This window comes from Alcaligenes sp. SORT26 (assembly GCF_017377875.1).
Classification (GTDB): Bacteria; Pseudomonadota; Gammaproteobacteria; order Burkholderiales; family Burkholderiaceae_B; genus Alcaligenes; species Alcaligenes parafaecalis.
In genome coordinates, this window is the sequence record NZ_CP070975.1 from 3,188,278 (window position 1) to 3,211,649 (window position 23,372).

Genomic DNA, 23,372 nt, shown 5'->3' on the forward strand with positions numbered 1-23,372 from the left:
TTTTTAAGGCTTAAGTGCATAAGCCCCACGTCTTTAGCTTGTGTGTAGGAAAGCGCACTCAAACATTGGCAAATACTGGCTTAGGACAGTTACTGCCTACTCCCCATCTGTCTAAATAATCCCATTCATCAAACAGCTCTACGATCAACCCGCTCGTTAAGAATACGAAGTCGGAGCATCCAAACCCCAATCAACAATCGTCCGATAAAAGATACTGTGAGCTGATTGAGGGGCCGTAGCGGCGTTGGGGCGGATCAGGTGACTTGCCGCAGGCAGATAATTGCGTAGGGGTGCAAGCACCTTGCTGTTTGAGTTCGACGCTTGTGGTTTGTCCGGGGGACAAACCACCGGACGAGTTCAAGGTGCGCCCGTAGCGATTATCTGACCAGGGCACCGGTGCGCAGCACCGGCAAGTTGCCAGCCCCAACGCCGCTACGGCCCCTTAATCAGCGTCTTATAGCTACCTTCTTTATCGCGTCGAACAGTGGCTTACTCCGAGCCTTGAGCCATCCCTACCTTTACATGCCTGGATATTTAAACCTAAGCCCAGAAAGCTAGGCCATTCCAAAGAAAGCCGCTGAGACAGTGCTTTTACCCACGCACAAGATCCGCATAAATCCCGCCATCCCGCAGAACCAAAGCGACTCCATCCCCACGCTGCACGGTCTCATCCAGCACACGGGCAATCAACAGCGGCCCTGCATCGCTGGCCACCGTCGCCAGCATATAGACCCCCGCTTCCTCGCCAGACAAGGCACTACGCGTCAGTTCAGTGACCACGCCAGACGCACACATCTCAGCCTCAAACCCATCCCCATGACACTTAGGACACAAGAACCGCACCGGAAACATACGATGATCACACTGCACGCAACGAAACACAGACGGACCCATCACAAGGCCTCCAAAACAAGCGCCGTCGAGCACATGCCATAGCGATACTCCACCATGCCGTAACCCGTGACCAAACCATAACGAGCCTGCGCCACCTGACGCTCCCCCGCCTGACCGCTCAACTGATGGATCACCTCCACCAAACCATGCAAGCTGCACGCCGCTCCAGCCTGCCCGGCCGATAACTGCCCGCCAGACGTATTCAAAGGCAAACGCCCCGTCGCAATCGACTCGTGAATAAACCGCTTGGCCCCGTCTGCATCAAAAAAGCCCAAATCCTGCAACTGTGCCAAAACCATGACTGGATAATCGTCATAAATACTGACCACATCCATCTGTGCAGGACTTAAGCCCGAGTCCGCCCACAAAGCCGGGGCCAAAGCCGCCAGACCCGTGCTCAAACCATCGCTTTGCTGATCATCAATATTGTGAAAACTGCGTAAAGCCTTCACCGTAATTGCAGGCTGATTCTTTGCCGCCGGATGATCCTCGCGCATCACAATCAAGGCATTGGCCCCATCCACTACCGGCACACAATCCAGCCGCGTCAGTGGGTCCGCCACTTGAGGCGCATTCAAATAGTCATCCAGACTCATAGGACTTTGATACGCCGCCCCAGGATTCATGCTGGCCCACAAACGCTGACGCATCACCAGCGCGGCATAATCCTCCCGCTCCAAGCCTAACTTACGCATCTGATTCGCCGTCAGCATGGCAAAGCGATGATTCGGACTGCCCGCGCCCAAAGGCCGTAAATGATCGTAAGTTGTCTGGTTATAGTTCTCGACCAGTTGCTGGAAATCCTTGGCCTGAAAATGATCGCCCGCCACAATCGCAATACAGCGGGCATCCCCTGCCTGAACCGCGCGGATCGCGTGTTGCAGGATATTCAGACCGCTGGCACCGCCATTGCTGTCATCCATAATCCAGCCCACCTTCAAACCCAGCTTCCAGGCCAGGTCAATCGCCCGATCAGGCGCGTGGGTAAACGAGGCCACTCCCAGGCCATCAATATCGCTGGCCTGCAAACCGGCGGCGGCCAAGGACTGTTTGAAAGCCTGAGCCAGCAGCTCGGAGGTGCTGAGCTGACCGCGCCGGGTATAGGTGACTTCAGTGGCCCCCAGAAGGCGTACCGTATCCAGATTGAAACTAGGCGTCATATCGAATTCCTGTGGCAGCGATCAGCGGCGAACCTGATAGCCCGCTTTTTCTCTATCCCAGGTGTCGGGGCCAATGCCACGATCACGCAGGGCAAACTTTTGAATCTTGCCATTTTCCGTGGTGGGCAAGACTTCAGCAAACTCAACAAAGCGCGGCACCGCAAAGTAAGGCAGGCGGCGTTCGCAGTGTTGCAGCAGCTCCTCGCAACTGACCGTGCAATCAGGGCGCAGCACAATCATGGCCATGACCTCGTCCTCGGCCAGCTCGGATTTGGCGGCATAGACTGCGACTGTGTGAACCGCAGGATGGCTGGCCAAAGCCTGTTCGACTTCATACGAAGAAATGTTTTCACCACGACGGCGAATCATGTCTTTCAGACGGTCCACAAAGCGGTAGTAGCCATCGGCATCGCGCACGACGCGGTCGCCCGTGTGGAACCACAGATTCTTCCAGGTCTCGACCGTCTTGTCGGGCTGACCGTAGTAACCCAGCGCAAAAGCATAGGGCTGATCGGCACGTAGCAGCAGCTCGCCGACTTCACCGTCTGGCAGCGGGTTGTCGTTCTCGTCTACAACCAGCGCTTCAAAACCTTCAGACACGCGGCCCATATAGCCATTGCGCTGTTCCTGAATGCCACGGCCCATCACATAGTTGGTTTCGGTAGAGCCAAAGCCATCCAGCAGATGCATATGGCAGCGCTCCAGAAACTGGCTGTGAAACTGCTCCGGCACACCTGGGCCCAGTGCAATACGGGTTTTGTGCAGCTTCTCTGCCGCTGTCTCGGGCTTGGACAGCAAAATAGGCACCATGGCACCCAGCAGATAGGTAATCGTAGCGCCGGTTTCGCACAGATTGTCGAAGAACCGGCTGGCCGAAAAACGCTTGTCCACTACCATGCAGGCGTCGCTGACCAGGGCCTGGAAAAAGGTGTTCAAGGCATTGGTGTGGAACATGGGCAGGCAGGTGTACAGCACATCATCGGGCTTCATGCCCAGCTTGCTGGCGGTGTAGATACCCCACCAGTAAAACTGGGCGTGCGGGCACTGAACCCCTTTGGAGGGACCAGACGTACCGGAGGTGTACAAAATGGCCAAGGTGTCACCGGGGCCGATATCAGCAGGCTCGCAGTAATCGCCCAAAGGAGGCAGATCGCATGTGGCTACCGACAGGGTTTGTGCCGCTTCCTGGCCTTGAATCAGCCAGGCTTGCTGGACGGCAGTCGCACTGAGATCCACATCAGCCAACAAGGGCGTCAGATCCGTTTCCACCACCAGCAGGCTTGCCTGGCTATTACTCAAAATGTGCTGCAACTGCGCACCGCGTGAAGCGGTATTGATAGGCACCACAATCGCGCCCAACCAGCCACAACCCAGCACCATATCCAGGAATTCGTGGCGATTGGTACACAGCAGGGCAACACGGTCGCCACGCTTGATACCGGCACGGCTCAAGCGGCTGGCACTGGCGGCAGCAGCCTGCAAGGTTTGCTGGCCGGTGTAGCTGTTTTGGCGGTCTGAGAACAGCGGAGCATCACCCATACGCTCTGCGCGCAGACGCAGCAGGGCAGGCACCGTGCGCTGTGTGGCAGGTATTGAAAACAGCGGCAATTCAGAAGCAGGAATGGAATGGGCGTGCATGATCAATCTGTCTCCCGGCCAACGCGCGATCAAGGCGGCAAGCCGATGTGCATGGGTGAAATTACTAATATCCTGCAAACAGTATACTGCAATATATTATTTTGAAATTCCTGTCCTTCACCGGAAAAACCCGAAGTAGCTGATGCCACCAAGCAGTGGTATTTCGCGCAAACCCAGGGCCGAGGAAGACAGAAAAGGGGGCGCCTGGCAGGCCGGACAGACACGGCAGGCAGGGCGGTTGATCAGGTTCGTAGACAACAGTCGATCAGCAACAAGCAGTTCAGGCTCATGGAACTGAGCCGATTTGCTTCACAATGACTTTGAATAAGCCCATAGGGGCAACGGGGATAGAACAATGAAGGTATGGCTTAAGTTGGCAACGTGTTGTGCGCTGATGTTGGGTGCACAGGCCCATGCTCAAAACAAGAATGTGACGCTGGTTGTGCCTTACCCACCGGGCGGTGCGGCGGACCAGTTGGCGCGTGTGATTTCCCAGGAAATGGGCACTCGCTTTGATCAGAAAGTGATCGTGGAGAACCGTCCAGGTGCCGGTGCCCAGGTCGCCATGAACGTGGTGAAAAACGCTAACCCCGCCTCTTTGGGTACGGTCTTGTTCCTGGCTGATAGCGGTGCTTATTCCTTGAACCGTCACCTCTACCAGCGCCTGAATTACGACGTTGCTACTGACCTGATCCCCATGACGCTGGCCGCCAAAGCGCCCGTGTTCCTGCTGGTCAATAAAGACAGCCCCTTCAAAACCGTGCAGGACCTGGTGGCTGCAGGCCAGAAGCAAGAGCTGACATACGGTTCGCCCGGCATGGGAACTGGCACTCATCTGCTGGGTGAAATGCTGCGCAAAGAAACCGGTGCCCGCCTGGTGCACGTGCCTTACAAGGGTGCGGGCCCAGCGTTGATCGACGCCGTCAGCGGCCAGATCGACTTTATTTTTGACGTGCTGACAGGTAGCCGTGGCTTCCTGGAAGATGGCCGTCTGCGTGCGATTGCCGCTGCTACAACCGAGCGCAGCCCTCTGCGTCCAGACGTTCCTACCATTGCCGAAGCCGGTATTCCGAATGTGGCTTTCACTATCTGGTGGGGTTTTTCGGCCAAAGCCGGTACGCCTGATGAAGACGTAGCGCGTTTGACTGAGCAGTTGACCGCTGTGCTGAAAGAAGAGTCCGTCATCAAGAAGTTCGTGGACTTCGGTATTCAGATCGAGCCTTCTACTCCCAAAGAGTTTGCCGATCTGATCGAGCACGATGCACAGGCAATGGGGCCGACGATCAAGGCCTTGGACATCACGCTGGACTAAGTTGTGATGGCTTGAAGGAAAAGGGCGCTGCGGCGCCCTTTTTTATTAACCTATGAAGCCAGAAGTGACTCCATTTAGACGGATGGTGTGTCTAGCAATGGGGTGATTCGTGGACTGCCATCAACAGCAGCTAGGCCAGCAACTCTGCCTGCTTGATGCAATACGCCGAGCCGCAAATAATCAGGTTTTCAAGAATCAACTGCGCTGCCTGTTTCTCCTGGCGCTCGCTAAAAGCGGTGCATATCGCCTTGGCGCGTTGCATGGTTTCCAGACGGAATTGGGCATCTTGCAAACAGGCTGTGCGCGCCTGATCAGCTCTGTCGTGCAGGCGTTCCATGGTGTCCACCAGTTGCTTGTTGGGCACCATGCTGATCCAGGCGCTACGAAAGGCCCAGTTCGCCTGAATATTGTCGATAGGGTCGCCTTGTTGATGTGTCGCCTCAATCCGGCTCAAGGCGTGTTCCAGTGCCAATATGCCCACCTTGCTTTGATTGGCGCAGGCCAGTTGTGCGGCAGGAGGTTCCAGCAGGGCACGCACTGCGTAAATATCTTCAATCTCTTGTGGCGTATACACCCGCAGCACAAAGCCGCGCGACGTACCGTCCAGCACCCCTTCATTTTTTAGCTGCATGAGTGCTTCGCGTACGGGCATGCGGGAGACATTCAGGCTGGCTGCAATTTCGTTGTCGACAAGACGGACATCAAAACCGATTTTTCCCAGGGCAATGTCCTGGCGCAGCATGCCGTAGACTTGTTCACGGATATTGGGTTCGCGTTTTTTGTAGGGGTTGGCAGCCATAAGCTCATCCGGCGTCTGGCGCACGGCAAAAGACTCAAAGGGCTATAGGATACCAAGTAAGCGCAGGGGGCTGAGGCGTTTTCTGTCGGGCCAAGTTGCAGGATAATGGGGTGTTTTCAGACCAGCACGTACCAGGAGGGTCAGTCGATGCGGTGGCGGCATGTAGAAATTTTTGATGCGATTTGCCGTGGCGGCTCTCTGACGCAGGCCGCGCAGTTGCTGCATATCTCACAGCCTGCTGCCAGCAAAATGCTGGCAACGGCAGAAATGCAGCTAGGCTTTCGGCTGTTTGATCGCGTGCGTGGCCGTCTGATCCCCACCCGTGAGGCCAGCATTCTGGCCCCTTACGTTGCGCGTCTGCATCAGAATCTGGATGACGTCAGCCGCTTGGCGCGTAATCTGCGCTCCCATCACGAGGGTTTATGGCGTATTGGCAGCAGCCCGGCCTTTGGTCTGGAGCTACTGCCCGTGGCCTTGAGCCGCTGCCGTCAGGCTCACCCGGCCATGAGTTTCGAGCTGCGTACCCATCACAGTGGTGAGTTGCTGCAAGCTCTGGAAACGCGCGATCTGGACATGGTGATGAGCTTTGATCAGGGCGAGTCGTCCGGTGTGCAGCAGCAGGTTCTGGCTCATACCGAACTGGTCCATGTGACTTTGCCGGGTGTTGCTCCTTTGCGCCATTGGGAAGAGATGGCCGAGCGTGCTTTCATCGCTTTAGATGCCGACGATCCTGTGGGTGCGATGGTGGAGGACCTGCTGCAGCGCTATGTCCCCGATGTGGCTCCCTTCATGCGGGTTCAGACTCATTACGTAGCCTGTGGCCTGGTGCTGCAGCGGGTAGGCGAGGCTTTGGTGGATCTGGTCACCGCCCGCGCCATGCAAGGCCGAGGCCTTGTTATCCATCGCTTGCCAGAACCTTTGCCTATCCCCGTCAGCATTTTGACGGCTCATGATGACGCCGGTTCCGGCTCCCGTGAACGTGTGCTGGATCACATCCGGCAGGCCCTGCTGGAATGTCGTTTTCCGGATTAGGCAGAAAGCCGAAACCATAACCCTGGGTTATGGAGTGCGCCAACTATTCATTGGCGCTGTGACCTTGCCCCCAAGACAATAGAGTCCAGTTATTGGGGGTATTTCCATGCATGTATGTATTATCGGCGCCGGTGTCATTGGTATGAGCACCGCGTTCATGTTGCGCCAGAAAGGGGTGAAGGTCACGGTACTGGAGGCCGGTTCGCAAGTGGCCGGGCAGACCAGCTTTGCCAATGGCGGACAGCTCAGCTACAGCTATGTGGCCCCCCTGGCCGATCCTGGCGTGTTCAAGGATTTGCCACGCTGGTTATTGAATAAAGACTCGCCACTGCGCTTCAAACCGGCACTTAGCCCACAGCAATGGCGCTGGCTGCTGCATTTTTTGAAAGCCTGCCGGGGCGATGTGGTGCGTCGCACCACGGCCCAGATGCTGACCTTGTCTTACTTGAGCCGAGACATCCTGCACGATTGGCAGGAGCGCTTCAATCTGGAATTTGCGCATCAGACCAATGGCAAGCTGATTGCTTTCCGCAGCCCTGGCCCTTTCCAGCATGCGCGTGAGCAGGCGCAGTTGCAGGCTGATATGGGCTCTTCGCAGCAAGTGTTGGAAGCGGCTCAGGTATTGGAGCTGGAGCCTTCTTTGCAAGCCTTGGGTTCGCGCCTGCAAGGGGCGATCTACACCCCCAGCGAGGAAGCGGGGGATGCCTATCTGTTTTCGATGGCCCTGCATGAGCGCATGCAAAACGACAGCGATTATCAACTGAAGTTGAACACGCCCGTGCAGCGCTTTGTGATGGAAGGGCGTGATATTCGAGCCGTGCAAACGCCAGAAGGCGAGATCCAGGCAGATCAGTTTGTGGTGGCCAGCGGTATGGGTACGGTGCCTTTGCTGCGTCAATTAGGTGGCCGTCCGCTGATCTATCCTTTGAAAGGCTATAGCCTGAGCCTGCCCTTGGAAGGCCTGAACCAGGCTGTACCCGCTATCAGCGTTACCGATTACGAGCAGCGCATTGTGTACGCCCGTTTGGGTGAAGTCTTGCGTATGGCAGCGATGGTGGATATTGGTTTTGATGGTCTGGATATTCCTGCTACCCGTATGGCGACCTTGAAGCAGCAGGTCAAGGATCTGTTCCCTGGCTTGCCGCTGGAACAGGCGCAGACCTGGGCTGGCTTGCGCCCAGCGACTCCGTCAGGCAAACCCGTGGTGGGCGCCAGCAAGCTGGCAGGCCGCTTGTGGGTGAATGCAGGTCATGGTGCTTTGGGCTTTACCTTGGCTTGCGGTAGCGCAGCGATTCTGGCGGCGCATCTGACGGGTGAGGCTTCGCCCATTGATGATGCACCGTTCCGTCCTTAAACCCGCCCATTTTTTTATTTTTTAAGTAGTTTTCTAGACTGTCGCCCGCAAAACCGGCGTGGCTTTGAAGCACGCCGTCAGCAACAGGGACAGACCATAGATGGCGACAGCAAGAACCGGAATCGACCAAAGTGCGTTGAAATCCAGCGCGGTGAACAGATAGCGGTACATCAGGTCGATCAGCCAGGGGTGGATCAAATACACCCCCAAGGTCAGCTCCGCCAGATGGGCACTGATACGAGGGTTGATCAAAGGCTGGTTCCAGTCGCGCAGTAGCAGGATTAGCGCGATGGACATGGGAATGACGGTGATGCTCAGGTAATCATAAAAGTACGCACCCGTTTGCCTATCGTGCGTCATGGCCAGCGCATAAAAGCCCCAGGCCGTTGCAGCAATACTGCTCAACAGCACGGTGATAGTCAGCCAGCGAGGCACAGTCACCGGCACTTTGCGCAGCAGATAACCCAGCAAGAAGTAGGGTAGATAGGACAGGAACCAGGTAAAGAAAGGTGCGGAGTGGGTGTTCAGGTCCGGGTTGCTCAGCGTGCTCAGGGCAGACAGCACAAAAGCCGCCCCGGTTAATGCCGCTAACTGCCGCAGATTGGTGTTCTGTACCATGCGCCGCAAAAAGGGCGTGAACAGGTACAGGAACACAATCATGTACAGAAACCACAGGTGAAAGTAGGGCCGTCCTTGCAGCAGGCGTTCCAGATAGGGGTAGGGGTCCGCCTCCGGTGTCCACCAGTGCTGCTTGAAGGCTGTCCAGCCTAGATAGAAAGCTGTCCAGAACAATAGCGGTAACAAGACCCGTGCCGCGCGTTTTCGATAAAACAGCTTCATGCCTTCCTGCGGGCGGGGCTCTAACAACAACGCGCCACTCACCATCACAAACACGGGGACACACCAGCGAGTGGCAGCATCGTAGAGATTGCCACTCCACCAATTGGCGGTGCCCAGTTCGGCATTCAGGACGGCGTAGGCGGCGATATGCAGGCAGACGACAGAAAAAATCGCCACAATCCGTGCATTGCTAATCCAGTTCATGACAAGCCATAAAAATCAGAGACCTCCCCATGCTAACGAGCAGACGTTTCTGATTTGTCCCCCAAATACGGGATTTCGCGTCCAGTTTTGACGGGATGTGACGACGAGGGGAGGCGTTTCCTGATGGGCAGGGGTGGATCAAGTCATCCCATCTCCTTTCGAGCCTAGCCTCAAAAGGGTGTATAAATTACCAGCGTTATACGGTTAAATAGCAGGCTTAGCCAGACAGACCATTCGGGGCATTCCTGACATGGCGGAGCTGGGCAGGAGTACGGTGGATGCAGTTGGACTTGACGGGAATGGATGTGCTGATTGCCTTGGTCGCCTTGGCGCTGGGCTTGCTGCTCGGGCTGTGGCTGCGAGCGCGCATGAGTGCACCTATCGAGCAGGCGCTGCAGGATCGCTGCGCCCGTCTGGAGCAGGAACTGGCCCAAGCTCAGGAGCAAACGCTGGACGCCCAGGAACGTGCCGTGGAGCTGGATAAAGAACTGATACGTCGAGAGGCCCAGTTGCAGGCCCAGCAGATGCGTAATCAGGCCATACAAGAAGACTTGGAGCACAGCCGGGAGCAAATGCGCCTGCAGTTCGAGTCCTTGGCCCAGCAGATTCTGGAGGCCAAAGGGCAAACACTACGCCAGGATAGTCAGCGTACTCTGGATGAAATGCTGCGACCTTTCCGCGAGCAGTTGGCCGGTTTTCAGCTACGTGTGAATCAGGTGCATGATGAGTCGGTCAAAGGTCAGACGGCCTTGGGCCTGGAGCTGCAACGCATGCAGGAAATGGGTCTGCGCATGAGTGCCGAGGCCCATTCTCTGGCGGTCGCGCTGAAAGGCGATAAAAAGACCACCGGTAATTGGGGCGAGACGCAGTTGGAAAAAACCCTGGAAGTCGCTGGATTGGTGCGTGGGGTGCATTTCGATACCCAATGGCAGGCCCGTGACGAGCAGGGTCGTCTGCGCTACCCCGACTTCGTGGTGCACCTGCCGCAGGACAAGCACCTGGTGCTGGACTGCAAAGTATCGCTAGTGGATTACGACCGGGCGATTCGTGCGGAGACCGAGGAAGAGCGCCAGCAAAGCCTGCAGGCCCATGTGCAAGCGCTGCGCAATCATATTGATGATCTGGCCTCCAAGGACTACAGCGCCTTGTCGGGTCTGAACAGCCCTGGTTTTGTATTCATGTACGTGCCTATTGAAGCGGCGTATATGCAGGCGCTGCAACAGCATCACGGTTTGTTTGATTACGGCCTGGGCAAGAACGTCCTGATGGTCTCACACACGACCTTGCTGCCCATTTTGCGTACCGTGGCCAATATCTGGATGATGGTGCGCAGTAATGAACAGGCGCACGAGCTCAGCCAGCGGGCGGGGGATATCTATAACCAGGTATCCATTCTGGCGGAGCGCCTGAAAAAGCTTGGTGAAACTTTGGGGCAGGCGGGCAAGCACTACAACAGTACAGTGACAGCGCTGGCCGGGCAGCAGGGCCTGTATGGCAAGGTCAGCCGCTTTGCCGAGCTATCAGCGCGCGCCAAACGTACGCAGCCGGGAATCGAGCCTCTGCATACGGATATAGAGCACGAGCGGTTGGATTGGGTATTGCCGGAGGATGAGGGGCCTGGCCAAAACAAGGAAGCTGATGCCTGATGGTGTTCAGACCAGTTGCCGACAAATTTTACATAGGCGATGCTGGAGCTTACTGCGGCTCCACCGGCCCGCAGTCTTGCTGAATCACCTCCAGCCACTGCTCCACCAATTGAGGCGCACAGAACAGATAGCCTTGCAGGGCGTGGCAGCCACGGCGTAGCAAGAACTCTTTTTGCTGTTCGTTTTCCACGCCTTCCGCCACCACATGCAGTCCCAATTGTCGGGCCATCGCCAGTACGGTGCGCACAATGGCATTGGCTTCCTGTTCCATAGGCACGCCCAGGATCAGGCTGCGGTCCATTTTCAACTCGTACAGGGGCAAGCGGCGGATGGCCGCCAGGTTGGAGTAGCCCGTGCCGAAGTCGTCCATGGAAAAGCGGATACCCACGTCTTTCAGCTCGCGCATCATGCTGTTGGCAGAGGCAAAGTCCTCCATCAGCACCCCTTCGGTAATTTCAAAGATCAAGCGGTGGGCGGGTGCGCCGCTGCTTTCCAGAATCTGACGCGTGCGGCGGGCAAAGTCGGGGCGGCGGAACTGAATCGGGCTGACATTGATGGAAATCGGGAAGTTGCACTCCTGGGTTTGCAGCAGCAAATCACAGACCGAGGCCATGATCCAGTCGCCCAGCGGGGTGATCAGATCCGTGCTTTCTGCCAGCGGAATGAACAGATTGGGTGTCAGCATGCCGCGAGTAGGGTGTAGCCAGCGCAGCAGCACTTCGGCCCCGCAAATGCGGTTTTGCTTGTCGTATTGAGACTGTACGAACAGGCGCAATTGATCTGAGCCAATCGCAAAACGCAGGTCATGCTGCAGGTTCAGATGCTCCTCGACCGCCTCTTGCATGCCGGGCTCGTACAAGGTGATCTGGTTGCGGCCGTTTTCCTTGGAGCGATACATGGCCGTGTCGGCCTGCCGCATCAGGTCTTCCGAGGTCAGCGTGCTGTCGGTAATCAGGGCCAGACCAATACTGCTACTGCTCAGATAGGAGTGACCTTCGATGCTGTAGGGTTCTTCCAGCCTTGTGCGCACCAGTTCGGCAAATTCCAGCGCTTCTTTGTAGCAGTCGCGCACGGTGCCGGGATGCAGGATTTTCAGGATGACGAATTCATCTCCGCCAAGGCGAGCCACGATGTCCTGGGGATCAATAATCAGGGACAGGCGGCGTGCGACTTTACGCAGCAGGGCATCACCGATCGCGTGCCCGCGAGCATCGTTAATGTGCTTGAAGCGATCCAGATCCAGAAAGTACAGCGCACCGGGCCGTTTGTACGGCTCTATGGTTTGCAGGTGACGTTCCAGACGTTGCAGCAGCAGGCGGCGGTTGGGCAGTTCGGTCAGCGGGTCGTAGAAAGCCAGCCGGTAGTTCTCCGACTGGGTGGCTTTCAGGGCCGAGATATTGGTGGAGATACAGTACAGACTGGTCTGCCGGGTCTCGGGGTCTTTGACCGGCATTTTGATGGAGAAGAAGGTTGCGCGAATATCGCCCTTGCGGTCGCGTACGACTTCTTCTACGGCCAGTCGTTCGCCGCTGTACAGCACCTGCTCGTCGTTGTGACGAAACTCGTTGATGGTCTGCTTGTTGGCGTACAAGTCCTGATCAGTTTTACCCACGATACTGGCCGTGGTGTAGTTCAGGTCCTCGCACAGTTTGCGGTTGGCGTATTGATAACGAAACTGATCGTCCTTGATGTAGACGTACGCATCAATGGCATCCAGCACCGTGTGCAGATGGTGCTCGGTGCGGACCAGTTTCTTGCGCTGACGGCGCAGGCCGATTCGCATCAGGGTGACGGTTAGCAGGGCAATCGTCAGCAAGACACCCAGCGTCAGTAGAGCGGGGATAATCCAGGGCTTGGTCGGTGTTTCGATCAGGCGCAGACCCCACTGATTCAGCGTTTCCGTGTAAAACGGGTCGTTATTGTCTTGCCACTGCTTGATGTGGCTATCAATGGCGGCCAGCAGATCCAGGTGTCGATCCTTGGCGGTCACAAAGTAGGTGTTGGTCGGCTCCAGCCGGATGGGGGCGGTTTTCAGACCGCGTTCGCCCGCATGGCGTACCCCAAATAAATGGCCGACGACGGCGGCATCCGCCTGTTTGTTCTGCACCAGTTTCAGTGCGCTGTATTGGGAGTCGGTAATAACCAGCTTGGACCCCAGCTCCAGTTTCTGCAAAATATTGTAGAGCTGGGTTAATTGCAGCGTTCCGCTCATGACGGCAATTCGTTTGCCATTCAAGTCATTGAGTGCGCCGATATGGGTGGTTTTACCCGTGAAGATCTGTGACCAGTCTTCCAGCACAGCGCGGCTGTGAAAACTGTACAGAGCGGCTCGTTCAGGTGAATAAGCCAGGCCTGGCACGATATCCAGCAGATCATTTTGCAGAGCGTTCAGGCATTGTTGCCAATCGCACTGTACGGCTTCCAGGGTCCAGCCTTCACGCTTGGCAATTTCCAGCAAGAGTTCGCCCATAATGCCACCGGGGCGGGCCTGGCTGTCCAGCAGAAGTTTGGGCGGGTTTTCGTAAATTCCGACGCGCACAATATGCTGTTGGGAGTGCGGTGCAGCATGGGCAAAGGGTGTCAGAAACCCCAGGAGGGCCAGCATGCCTAGCATGTGCGTTGCCCTGCGCAGCGATAGAGTAAGAAGGCGGGGCAAATTCATAGGGTAGAGGCTGCACAAAGCAGGTAATCGGGGGCGGGTGCGGTCATGCAACAATGATGTGACTAATTTAACTGAATATCGAGATGTGGGGCGGATGCTGCCACATTTCGGGCACAAATAGCAGGGAGCAGGTTAATGGCGGATTGTGAAACGGTAGAGGTGTGTGTTAAGGGGCGGGTGCAAGGGGTCGGGTTTCGATCCAGTGCCCTGCGTCACGCTCATTTGTATGGCGTCAGAGGTTGGGTCAGCAATGCGGCGGATGGTTCGGTAGAACTGCTGTTGCAGGGCAGCGCGGATGCCATAGACAGTATGGTGAGCTGGTTGTATATCGGCCCCGAGCAGGCGGTGGTTGAGCACGTGGATATACAGCGCTCTTATACCGACAAGCGGTATGATTTTTTTGAGATTCGCTAGCAAGCGCGAGCGGCGACCTCAGCGTTGATTGGGCCCGCCCCAAAAAGAAATAATTATAGTTATTAGCGGGCAAACCCTAGGAAAACATTTGTTTTTTTTGACGCTCTCCAGATTAACATGCGTTTTATTGTGTTGATGTGTGAGTAGGACGAAAAATGGAGCCCTTGTTGCGTTTGCAGCGTATCTTGCCTGGTCTGACGCCCGAGTTGCGTCGTGCTGCTCAATGGGTGGAGCGTCACCCGGTTGAAGTCAGCCTGTGGTCCATGCGCAAGCAGGCGCAGGAGTTGTCCGTTGCTCCGGCCACGATGCTTCGTCTGGCCAAAGCGGCGGGCTACGAAAGCTATGACTGCTTTCGTGAGCCGTTTCAGCAGGCATTGCATCGCAATGGCGGCACGATGGCAGCGCGGGCCCAGAATTTGCAAGGCAACCGGGCTTCAGAACAACAAATACGGGACCTGGGCGAGCAACAGGAGATGGCCCTGGAGTCTGTCTTGAGGCTTAATCCCGTCAGATCGCTAGACGCTTGTGCCCAGGCAATTCTGGGTGCTTCCAAAGTGGGTTTTATGGGTTTGGGAGTGAGCTTTGCCTGTGCGTTCCAGATGCATTATGCGTATCAATTGATACGCGGTAACGGCGTTCTGCTGAACCGGGCTGTGGACTTGTTTCTGGAGCTGGAGGCTGGCCTGGACAGCGGGGGTGTGCTGATTGTGATCAGCCAGGCTCCGTATGTGAAAACAGTGGTCAATAGTGTGCAGCAGGCGGTGCAGCGTGGCATTACCGTGGTCGCCATAACGGACAGTGTGCTGTCTCCGGTGGCGCAGGGCGCCGAGCATGTCTTGTTGTTTGATACACAGACCAGCGAGCAGCCAGCGGCCAGTTTTTTTCATTCTCTAGTGGGCACCGTCACGGTTGCCGAGCATTTATTGGCACGAATCGCCACCTTGGGCGGCAAGACAGTGGTGCAGCGCCTGGCGCAACTGGAGTCCTCATTTCGAAGTCAGGGAGTTTATTGGCAACAGGACGAGGCGGTTGGCTCCGCTTCGTCTACGTAAAGAAACCGGTCGTACCGGCTATACAAACAGGGGAGACCCCATGGGAGACACAAAGATGGAACACATTAGCAAAAAAACAGGCAGGAAAACGGTGTGGGCGCTTAGTGCAACAGCGGCTATGTGCGCCATGTTGCTCAGCCCCTTGCCTGCCAGCGCCCAGCAGAAGTTTGTCAGTATCGGGACTGGTGGTGTGACCGGGGTGTATTACGCGGCGGGTGGCGCCATTTGCCGTCTGGTGAATAAAGATCGTGATACTGACGGTGTGCGTTGCTCGGTGGAGTCCACGGGTGGTTCGGTCTTTAACGTCAATACCATCAAAGCTGGCGAGCTGGACCTGGGCGTGGTGCAGTCTGATGTGGGCTACAACGCGTACAACGGTGAAGGCCAGTTCAAGGATGGCGGGGCTTACAAGAAGCTGCGCTCGGTATTCTCCATTCACCCGGAGCCCTTTACTGTGCTGTCTCGCAAAGAGGCCAATGTCAGCAAGTTCGACGACTTCAAGGGCAAGCGTTTTAACGTAGGTAATCCAGGTTCGGGCACGCGAGCCTCCATGGATCAGTTGCTCCAGGCCATGGGACTGGATAGCAGCTTTTTCTCGTTGGCCTCGGAGCTGCGCCCGGATGAGCACGGCCCGGCACTGTGTGATGGCAAGATTGACGGCTTTATCTATGGTGTAGGCCATCCTTCGGCCAACATCCAGGATCCCACTACCTCTTGCGGCGCCAAGCTGGTGCCTCTGACCGGCCCTGCAGTGGACAAGTTGGTCGAGACGTATCCCTACTATGCCAAGGTCGCGATTCCTGGTGGTCTGTACCCCAACAATCCTGACGACGTCCAGACCTATGGTGTTCTGGCGACCTTTGTGACGTCCGAGGATGTGCCCGAAGAGTCCGTCTACAACGTCGTCAAGGCGGTGTTCGACAACTTTGATGACTTCAAACGTCTGCATCCTGCACTGGCGAATCTGAAGAAAGAGGACATGGTCAAAAATGGCCTGTCTGCTCCTTTGCACAAAGGGGCTGAAAAGTACTTCAAGGAAAAAGGGCTGCTGTAAGACAGTCTGATTGACACCAGGCTGGCTGTGCCAGCCTGGCCGCAAGTGTCATGGCCATAGCTGTGACCTTGCCTCTGGTCTGGAGGTCCTGGGCTGCCCGGCTCAGGTAGATCGGGTGCTTTGCTGACGGTGTCGGCGGTGCCGGTGCTCCACGCCAGGTTTTCCTGGAGACAAATGTAAATGACACAACAAGAACATAAAAAAACGGGGCCGGACATCGCCCTGACACAGGATGAGGCGGCAGAACTGGAAAAACTGGTTGCCGATGTCGATCGTGGTGGCCGTTCTGTGACTGGTGCCGCAGGCATGGTTTTGTTTTTGGCTGCAATAGGCTGGTCCTTGTTTCAGCTTTGGTATGCCTCTCCGCTGCCGTTTGCCCTGAATTTGGGCATTTTCAATGACACTGAAGCGCGTGCCCTGCATTTGGGTATCGCCATGTTTTTGGCTTATCTGGCTTTTCCTGCCCGCAAGCAGTCCGCGCGGGACAGGATTCCGATTCATGACTGGTTGTTGGCACTGATTGCGGCCTTTTGCGGTTCGTATTTGTTCTTTTTCTATAAAGAATTGGCGACTCGCCCCGGTATCCCCACCACGATGGATGTGGTGGTGGCCAGTATGGGTCTGGTGTTGCTACTGGAGGCGACGCGGCGCTCTTTGGGCGCGCCCATGGCGGTACTGGCGATTGTTTTTATTGCCTATATTTTTCTGGGTCCCTGGCTGCCCGATGCCTTGTCTCACCGGGGTGCCTCCTTGCAGCGTCTGGTCTCGCATATGTGGCTGACTACGGAGGGCGTATACGGGGTTGCTCTGGGCGTCTCGGTCTCGTATATCTTTATTTTTGTACTGCTTGGCTCCTTGCTGGATCGCTGTGGGGCGGGCAATTACATGATGCAGGTTTCGTTTGCCTTGCTGGGGCATTTGCGGGGCGGGCCGGCCAAAGTTGCCGTGGTCTCCTCGGCCGTGAACGGGATTGTGTCGGCTTCTTCCGTCGCCAATGTGGTGACGGGCGGTATTTTCACTATTCCCCTGATGAAAAAAGCAGGCTATGGCGGTATTCGGGCCGGGGCGATTGAAACAGCCTCGTCCGTCAATGGTCAGATCATGCCGCCAGTCATGGGGGCGGCTGCCTTTCTGATGATTGAGTATGTAGGCATCCCATATACCGACATCATTCGGCATGCCTTGCTGCCTGCGGTCATTTCATACATCGCGTTGTTTTATATCGTGCATCTGGAAGCGCTGAAGTTGGGTATTCAGCCCATGATGGCGTCGGGCAAACCCAAGACCTTTACCCAGAAACTGGCGGGGTGGGGCATGGGCACCGCCGGCACCTTGATTGTGATGGGCCTGGTCTACTGGATAGGTGTTGGAGTTCAGGCAGTAGCCGGTGATGCGGCGATCTGGATTTTGCTGCTTTTGCTGCTGGTGCTGTATGTGTTCCTGCTGAAAGTGGCCGCAGACCACGAGGATCTGCCCACCGACATTAATGTGAAGACGCCGGTGCGCCCTGAGCCTTGGCCTACCGTACGTGCCGGTTTGTATTTCCTGATTCCGATCGGCATTTTGGTGTGGTGTCTGACAGTAGAGGTGATGTCTGCCGGTCTGTCGGCTTTCTGGGCTGTAATGGCCATGTTGTTTCAGATGGCCACACAGCGTCCCATCATCGCCTGGTTCCGCAAGCAGGCAACGGCTCAACCGCTGCGCCAGGGTATCAGTGAGGTCTGGACAGGACTGCAGGAAGGCGCCCGTAATATGGTGGGTATCGGGATTGCCTGCGGGACAGCAGGCTTGATTGTGGGAGCCATTACCCTGACAGGTCTGGGCCTGCGCATGACAGCTTTTGTGGAGCTGGTCTCCATGGGCAATGTGCTGGTGATGCTGTTCTTTACCGCCGCTGTGTGCCTGGTTTTGGGTTTGGGCATGCCCACCACCGCCAACTACATTCTGATGGCGACACTGATGGCACCCGTGGTGGTGGAGCTGGGGGCGCAAAGCGGAATGGTGATCCCGTTGATTGCAGTCCACATGTTCGTGTTCTATTACGGGATCATGGCGGATATTACGCCGCCTGTGGGGTTAGCTACCTTTGCAGCCGCTGCCATTTCAGGAGAGGACCCGATCAAGACCGGGGTGCAGGGCGTCACTTATGCCATGCGTACGGCGGTGCTGCCCTTCATGTTCATCTTCAACCCCATGCTCTTGTTGATCGGCATACATAGCGTCTGGGAGCTGATTCTGGTCGCCTTGGGTGCAACGGTGGCTTCTCTGGCATTTGCGGCTGCAACAATGGGCTGGCTGCGTATCAAAACCAGTTGGCTGGAGACGATCTTGCTGTTGCTGGTTACGTTCATGCTGTTCCGTCCGGACTGGTTCATGGACCATGTCAGCGAGAAGTATCAAAGCCGTCCCGCCTCCGAGTTGATGCAGGTGGTGCAGAACACGCCGGACGGGGGCAATCTGGTGGTGCAACTGGCCGGGATGAACCTGGAAGGCAAGGATTTGCAGAAAACGGTTGCCGTGTCCCTGCCAGCCTTGCCGGAAGGAGATCAGGCGACGGGTGTGGCTGCGGCCAGCAAACGCCTTTCTTTGGCAGGTCTGACGGTCATGGCCTTTGGAGACACGGCTCAAGTGGCATCGGTTGCCTTTGGCAGTTCGGCACGCAGAGGGGGGTGGGAGCAGGGCTGGGATATCCAGCAGGTTAAAGTGCCGCATCCCGATCGTCCATCCGAGTTCTGGGTGTTTCTTCCAGCATTCCTGATTCTGGTCTGGTTATGGACAAGGCAGGGTGTGCGGATGCGGCGTGCTTTGCCTGCACACGGTGCTGCCCAAACCTGATCTCAAGCGCCAGCCGCCTCTGTGGCGGCTGGTAGTACACTAATGGCCCTGGATTTCAGGCCCGCTGCGCAAGCGGGCCGTTTTCTGTTTGGCTTTTGTGATGACATCTATTCGTTCTCTCCCACCCCTGGCGTCGCGTGACGGGGTCAGCCCCAGCAAAGTATGGTGCCCGCGTGGCCCGTGGCGCCTGCTGGAAGAGTTCTTGCTGGAACGCTTCCCCCATGTCAGCCCCGAGGTTCTGCTGGAGAGGCTGGCCCGTGGCGACATTCTGGACCAGGACGGAGTCCGCCAACAGCCCGGCTCGCCTTATCAGGCGGAGCGTTGGCTATGGTATTTCCGTATGGTGGAAAACGAAGCAGTGGTGCCGTTTGAGATGCCTGTTCTTTACAAGGATGAGCGTTTGATTGCGGTGGATAAACCGCATTTCCTGGCAACGACGCCGGGTGGTCGTTATTTGTCCGAAACCGCCTTGACTCGTTTGCGCCGTGATTTTGGAGAGGATGACATCAGTCCTATTCACAGGCTGGACCGGGAAACAGCGGGAATCTTGCTGTTTTGCCGTGATCCTGCGTCTCGTGGTGCGTACCAGTCTCTGTTTCAGCAGGGCGAGATCGAGAAGGAATATGAAGCCGTCGCGCCGTTTCAAGAGAAGCTGGTGAATGGGCTGCTGTACAGTAGCCGCATGAAAGAGGTGCCGGGTCGCTTTGTAATGGAAGAGGTGGCCGGAGAACCGAATAGCAGCACTGAGATCGTGTGCGAGCGCCAATGGCATACCGAGCAGGGGCAGCATCTGGCGCTGTATCGCTTGCGTCCTCAAAGTGGTCGCAAGCATCAATTGCGGGTGCATCTAAGCAGCCTGGGGGCGCCCATCGTCAATGATGTGTTCTATCCCGAGCTGTTGCCGGAGCGCGATGCGGATGACTTCAGCCAACCCTTGCAGTTACTGGCTCGACATATTGCATTTGTAGACCCCGTAACGGGTCAGTCACGGCGTTTCAGCAGTCAGCGTCAGTTGGAGCTGGTTTAGTGGCGATATGGTCTGTGCATAGCGGGCTGCCAATGACGAGTCGACGGCTCAAGCCCGGATCTTGATTCGGTCTGGCTGTTGAAGACTCATCATGATCACGACTTAGTAATCGCGAAAAATACCCTCAATCTCGTCGTGTTCCAGTTTGCTTGCCAGACACAGCATCAACAAGATTCGGGCTTTTTGCGCGGGTAGATAGTGCGCAGCGATCGTGTGGTGGTCTTCATCGTAGGCGCTGTCTGTCACAGGCCCCGCGTGGATACGCGAAGCCCGAACACACACCACACCCAGTCTGTGCGCCCGGCTGACGCCTTCTAGCGCACCGGGTGTCAGGCTGCCGTTCCCGGTTGCCGCCACCACAATGCCTTGCACACCACTTTGCGCTGCATGGCGGTATAGCTCGGCCAAGGTGTCGGGATGGTCGTAGAAGACCTGGACTTTAGGCAGACTGTGCAAGGAACGTACATCGAACAGGCTGCTGTGTGTATGGGGCAGCAGAGTACGCATCATGAAGCGCGGCTGGCCGCCTGCAACCAGGCCCAAGGGGCCAGCATCGGGCGAGCCGAAGGCACTGGTTTGTGTCGTGTGTTGTTTGCTCAGGAAGCGCGCACTGTGGATCTGGTCGTTCAGCAGCACCAGCACGCCCTGATCCTGTGCCAGGGAAGAGCAGGCCACCTGGACGGCCTGATACAGGTTCAGTGGTCCGTCTGCACTCAGGGCCGAGGCGGGGCGCATGGCAGCCACCATCACCACGGGCTTGTCGGTTTTCAGGGTTAGGTGCAGGAAAAAAGCGCTTTCTTCCAGCGTGTCGGTGCCGTGAGTGATCACGGCTCCATTGATATCCGGCCTGGCCAATAGCTCATTGAGCTTGTGCGACAGCTCCAGCAGCATTAGCGAGCCCATCGCCCGGCTGTCCACATTGAAAATCTGATGACATTCCAGATCAGCCAGCTCGGTAATGCCGGGTACAGCCTGCAACAGCGTTTGCACGCCCTGGGTGATGTCGTAATCAGTCAGGCCAGTATTGGACTGGGTCGTGGCGGCGATGGTGCCGCCTGTGCCCACCAGGGCCAGTTTGGGGCGTGTCGGCATGAGAGTGTTCCGCGTCCAGTAGTAGCGCTATGGGGTGCGGAGAGACTGCTTCAGGATAACGCCGCGTTAACGGCGTACTTTCAGCCAGCGCTCGATCAGGTGCACCACCGACAGCAAAGTAAAGTTGATCAGCAGGTACAGCAAACCTGCAATAACAAATGTTTCGATGATGGCGTAGTTCTGGTTCATCAAGCGCTTGGCATGGCCGGTCAGATCCATGACAGCAATGGTCGAGGCCAGACTGGTGCCTTTGATCGCCAGCACAATTTCATTGCTATAGGCGGGCAGGGCCTGGCGGATTGCCAAGGGGAAGGCCACGCGGTGAAACCGTGTCCAGGCGGACATGCCTATGGATTTGGCTGCTTCAATCTGGCCCACTGGCACTGCCTGGAAACCGCCACGGAATACTTCGCTGACGTAGGCGCCACTGTTCAGGCCAATGGCCAGAATTGCGCAGCGCATGCCGTCGCTGAACAGCCACCACAGAGTGGGTGATTCCTTTACAAAGCTCAGGGTGCCCACGCCGTAGTACAGCAGGAACAATTGCACCAGCAGGGGGGTGCCGCGAAACAGGGTGCTGTAGCTAAAGGCAAAGCTGCGCAGGGCGCGGCTATTGGACTGGCGCATCAAGGCAAGCGACAAGCCAATGAATAGCGAGAGCACAATGCCCCACAGGCCGATATACACACTCAGGCCAAACCCTTTGAACAGGGTTTCGACAGTGGTCTTGAATAATTCCAGATCAATCATGCCCGGGCTCTCATGCCTTTGCCGGTGTAACGCTCGGCCAGCAAAAACAGGGCCTGACTACAGGCACCAATCAGAAAATAAAGCACACCCGCAATCAGGTACATGGCCATGGGTTCGCGTGTGTTAGCGGCACCCAGGGTGGCAGCGCGCATGATCTCGACCAGGCCCACCAGGGAGATCAGGGCCGTGTCTTTCAGGGCGGTCTGCCAGACATTATTGGCACCGGGCAGGGCGTACCAGAACATTTGCGGCAGGATGATGCGGCGCAGGCGCTGCCAGGACGACATGCCAATGGCCTTGGCGGCCTCGATCTGGCCTTCGGGAATGGCTTGCAAGGCACCGCGAAATACTTCCACGCTATAGGAGCCTGCAATCAGGCCTATGGCCAAAATGCCGACCAGCGCGGGGAACCAGCGCGTCATCACATCTTCCATGCGCATGAAATCGGCCAGATCGGCGACAACTTGCACCGAGCCAAAAAACAGCAGGTAGATGATGAGCAGCTCGGGGATACTGCGAACAACCGTGGTGTACAGGCTAACGGGGCCACGCAGCCAGCGTGGCCCGTTGGTCTTGATGCTGGCTCCTGTAATCCCAATGACTACGCCAAGGGCCATGCCCAAAACGGAGATCAGCAAGGTCATTGCTGCTCCGCGAAGGAACATCCAGCCCCAGCCTTCGCGCAGCACATTAAAAATGGTCTCTAGCATCAAGTGGTACTTCTCGACTTATTTCTTGCAGATCTCGTAGTTGGCGATATCGATGTCAAACCACTTTTCGCTGGCGGTCTTGACGGTGCCATCGTCGATCAGCTTGCACAGGGCAGCGTCAACTTTGGCTTTCAGCTCTGCATTGTCTTTGTGAATACCGACGGCAATGCCATAACCCAGGGTTTCAGGGTCGGAAGAGCCTTTGATGACCAGTTTGGACAAGGCAAAGTTTTGCTCGCCCACTTTATGCAGGAACTTGGACTGGGAAGTCAGGTCGGCAAAGGTGCCGTTCAGACGACCGGCGTCCAGATCGATTTGCATCTGGTCCAGAGTCTCGTAGTTCTTGACGGTGGTCTTGGGGGCTTTCTTGGACAGGAAAGCGCCGTGGGTGGTGCCGCCTTGAACGCCAATGGTTTTGCCAGCCAGGCCGTCAAAAATAGCTTGTTCGTTGTCGGCGCCAACCAGGTCGCTGCTCTTGGGCAGAACGAAAATGGCATCTTCAACGGCGTAAGGAATACTGAAGTTCACGCGCTTGGCACGCTCGGGGGTGTAGGACATGCCCGAGATGATCAGGTCAAAGCGCTTGGCATCCAGCGAAGGGATCAGGCTGTCAAAGGCTTGCACGATGAATTTGCAGTCGCTATTCAGCTCTTTGCACAGGGCAGCGCCCACGTCGGCGTCAAAGCCGGTGACTTTACCGGCTGCATCTACCATGCTCCATGGCGGGTAACCGCCTTCGGTACCAATTTTCAGGGTGTCTGCCATTGCAGCCTGGGAGCCCAACAGGGCCAGGCTGGCACAGATCAGGGTCTTGCTGAGGAAACTCATGGTCTGGCTCTCCTTTGTGGATAGGCTGGTGAGGGCCGTATTAGCCCTGCTGGTTTTCCAGCCGGTGTC

At 56.6% G+C, this 23,372-nt stretch carries 19 protein-coding genes; 9 read left to right on the forward strand and 10 right to left on the reverse strand.

The features are described 5' to 3' along the window. Positions 1-591 precede the first annotated feature (591 nt). From JYG33_RS14545 to JYG33_RS14555, 3 genes are all read right to left on the reverse strand, one after another. Complete coding sequence (locus JYG33_RS14545) at positions 592-795, reverse strand: hypothetical protein (RefSeq protein ID WP_207872876.1); 204 nt, start codon at positions 793-795, stop codon at positions 592-594. 98 nt (positions 796-893) lie between these two features. Further along, the gene (locus JYG33_RS14550; RefSeq protein ID WP_207872877.1) at positions 894-2,054 is read right to left on the reverse strand and encodes a thiolase family protein; all 1,161 of its coding nucleotides are present in this window, start codon (positions 2,052-2,054) and stop codon (positions 894-896) included. A 21-nt stretch (positions 2,055-2,075) separates the two neighbouring features. Next, positions 2,076-3,692 (reverse strand): ATP-dependent acyl-CoA ligase, encoded by a 1,617-nt coding sequence (locus JYG33_RS14555; protein ID WP_207872878.1) that lies wholly within the window; start codon positions 3,690-3,692, stop codon positions 2,076-2,078. 355 nt (positions 3,693-4,047) lie between these two features. Here JYG33_RS14555 and JYG33_RS14560 point away from each other — a divergent pair, with 355 nt between their 5' ends. After that, a complete protein-coding gene (locus JYG33_RS14560; protein ID WP_207872880.1) occupies positions 4,048-5,004 on the forward strand; it encodes a tripartite tricarboxylate transporter substrate binding protein in 957 nt (318 codons plus the stop codon). 130 nt (positions 5,005-5,134) lie between these two features. On the opposite strand, the gene JYG33_RS14565 is transcribed toward JYG33_RS14560, so the two are convergent. After that, positions 5,135-5,803: a GntR family transcriptional regulator gene (locus JYG33_RS14565; protein ID WP_207872882.1), complete on the reverse strand. Its 669-nt coding sequence runs from the start codon at positions 5,801-5,803 to the stop codon at positions 5,135-5,137. Between the two features lie 147 nt (positions 5,804-5,950). On the opposite strand from JYG33_RS14565, the gene JYG33_RS14570 reads away from it, so the two are divergent. Together JYG33_RS14570 and JYG33_RS14575 are read left to right on the forward strand one after the other, a co-directional pair. Continuing rightward, positions 5,951-6,835, forward strand: a complete 885-nt coding sequence (locus JYG33_RS14570) for a LysR substrate-binding domain-containing protein (RefSeq protein WP_207872884.1) — start codon at positions 5,951-5,953, stop codon at positions 6,833-6,835. A 106-nt stretch (positions 6,836-6,941) separates the two neighbouring features. Then, positions 6,942-8,189: a D-amino acid dehydrogenase gene (locus JYG33_RS14575; RefSeq protein WP_207872886.1), complete on the forward strand. Its 1,248-nt coding sequence runs from the start codon at positions 6,942-6,944 to the stop codon at positions 8,187-8,189. A 33-nt stretch (positions 8,190-8,222) separates the two neighbouring features. Here JYG33_RS14575 and JYG33_RS14580 read toward each other — a convergent pair whose 3' ends face one another. Then, the gene (locus JYG33_RS14580; RefSeq protein WP_207872888.1) at positions 8,223-9,233 is read right to left on the reverse strand and encodes an acyltransferase family protein; all 1,011 of its coding nucleotides are present in this window, start codon (positions 9,231-9,233) and stop codon (positions 8,223-8,225) included. A 278-nt stretch (positions 9,234-9,511) separates the two neighbouring features. Here JYG33_RS14580 and rmuC point away from each other — a divergent pair, with 278 nt between their 5' ends. Then, complete coding sequence (rmuC, locus tag JYG33_RS14585; RefSeq protein ID WP_207872890.1) at positions 9,512-10,879, forward strand: DNA recombination protein RmuC; 1,368 nt, start codon at positions 9,512-9,514, stop codon at positions 10,877-10,879. A 49-nt stretch (positions 10,880-10,928) separates the two neighbouring features. Here rmuC and JYG33_RS14590 read toward each other — a convergent pair whose 3' ends face one another. Beyond that, a complete protein-coding gene (locus JYG33_RS14590) occupies positions 10,929-13,493 on the reverse strand; it encodes an EAL domain-containing protein (protein WP_207872892.1) in 2,565 nt (854 codons plus the stop codon). A gap of 183 nt (positions 13,494-13,676) precedes the next feature. Here JYG33_RS14590 and JYG33_RS14595 point away from each other — a divergent pair, with 183 nt between their 5' ends. The 5 genes from JYG33_RS14595 (at position 13,677) to JYG33_RS14615 (ending at position 19,923) form a co-directional block, all read left to right on the forward strand. Further along, complete coding sequence (locus tag JYG33_RS14595) at positions 13,677-13,955, forward strand: acylphosphatase (protein WP_207872894.1); 279 nt, start codon at positions 13,677-13,679, stop codon at positions 13,953-13,955. Between the two features lie 155 nt (positions 13,956-14,110). Then, positions 14,111-15,007 (forward strand): MurR/RpiR family transcriptional regulator, encoded by an 897-nt coding sequence (locus tag JYG33_RS14600; RefSeq protein ID WP_207872896.1) that lies wholly within the window; start codon positions 14,111-14,113, stop codon positions 15,005-15,007. Between the two features lie 118 nt (positions 15,008-15,125). Continuing rightward, positions 15,126-16,061 (forward strand): TAXI family TRAP transporter solute-binding subunit, encoded by a 936-nt coding sequence (locus tag JYG33_RS14605; RefSeq protein WP_243430352.1) that lies wholly within the window; start codon positions 15,126-15,128, stop codon positions 16,059-16,061. A 180-nt stretch (positions 16,062-16,241) separates the two neighbouring features. Next, a complete protein-coding gene (locus tag JYG33_RS14610) occupies positions 16,242-18,896 on the forward strand; it encodes a TRAP transporter fused permease subunit (RefSeq protein ID WP_207872900.1) in 2,655 nt (884 codons plus the stop codon). Positions 18,897-18,996: 100 nt separating this feature from the next. Further along, positions 18,997-19,923, forward strand: coding sequence for a pseudouridine synthase (locus JYG33_RS14615; protein ID WP_207872902.1), 927 nt, complete (start codon positions 18,997-18,999; stop codon positions 19,921-19,923). Between the two features lie 102 nt (positions 19,924-20,025). On the opposite strand, the gene JYG33_RS14620 is transcribed toward JYG33_RS14615, so the two are convergent. The 4 genes from JYG33_RS14620 to JYG33_RS14635 all read right to left on the reverse strand — a co-directional run bounded on the left by JYG33_RS14620 (position 20,026) and on the right by JYG33_RS14635 (position 23,303). Next, a complete protein-coding gene (locus JYG33_RS14620) occupies positions 20,026-21,015 on the reverse strand; it encodes an asparaginase (protein WP_207872904.1) in 990 nt (329 codons plus the stop codon). 66 nt (positions 21,016-21,081) lie between these two features. Next, on the reverse strand, positions 21,082-21,765 hold the full coding sequence (locus JYG33_RS14625) for an ABC transporter permease subunit (protein WP_153228792.1): 684 nt from the start codon (positions 21,763-21,765) through the stop codon (positions 21,082-21,084). Next, positions 21,762-22,475 (reverse strand): ABC transporter permease subunit, encoded by a 714-nt coding sequence (locus tag JYG33_RS14630; protein ID WP_207872906.1) that lies wholly within the window; start codon positions 22,473-22,475, stop codon positions 21,762-21,764. The genes JYG33_RS14625 and JYG33_RS14630 overlap by 4 nt, the downstream gene beginning before the upstream one ends. Positions 22,476-22,493: 18 nt before the next feature. Continuing rightward, a complete protein-coding gene (locus tag JYG33_RS14635) occupies positions 22,494-23,303 on the reverse strand; it encodes a transporter substrate-binding domain-containing protein (RefSeq protein WP_207872908.1) in 810 nt (269 codons plus the stop codon). Between the last annotated feature and the right edge of the window lie 69 nt (positions 23,304-23,372).